A 503-nucleotide genomic window follows, 5' to 3' on the forward strand; every position below is an offset into this window, starting at 1 on the left:
ATCAGATAACAAAAGCGTGAGGAAAAATCTGCACGATAGGCAAGGCTTTCTTCCGTGTTTTTACCACCCGTATCAAAAACCGCAATTGCTTGAAGCTTTTCGGCAACCTGTTCAAGCGCATCTGCTACGGGATTTTTACCATTATCAAGGCGCCCTGCACTATAAGCCGGTGCCAGTAAAATCCCAGGCTCCACACCTAAATGCCCTCTAGCATGCGATAAGGCATGCACACCAGTCAAAGCCGTATTGGACCCCACCATCTCAGTTTGTGTCTCAGCAATGGTTGATTTTTCTTCCACACGCACAAGGATAATTTGTGCCTCGATCCCTTGCGCACACACGGCATTAATGACATCAAGAGCCGTGCCTCTTGCCCCAAGCTTTTGGATTTTCTCACCCTCATGCGTAAAGACCAACACGGGCTCGTTGAGGGGAAAAACTTGGTTATCAGCATCAGGGGCTGTAACAACCGCTCCAATGGCGGTCTGATCAAATGTTGCTAA

1 pseudogene is annotated in these 503 nt (G+C 48.3%); it reads right to left on the bottom strand.

Annotation, left to right across the window (positions count from 1 at the left end):
* Positions 1 to 503 (bottom strand): annotated as a pseudogene (locus tag ACFIKU_RS10425) (phage tail protein); the annotation flags it as partial.

Origin of the sequence: Bartonella sp. CM120XJJH (genome assembly GCF_042194715.1) — a bacterium.
GTDB lineage: Bacteria > Pseudomonadota > Alphaproteobacteria > Rhizobiales > Rhizobiaceae > Bartonella.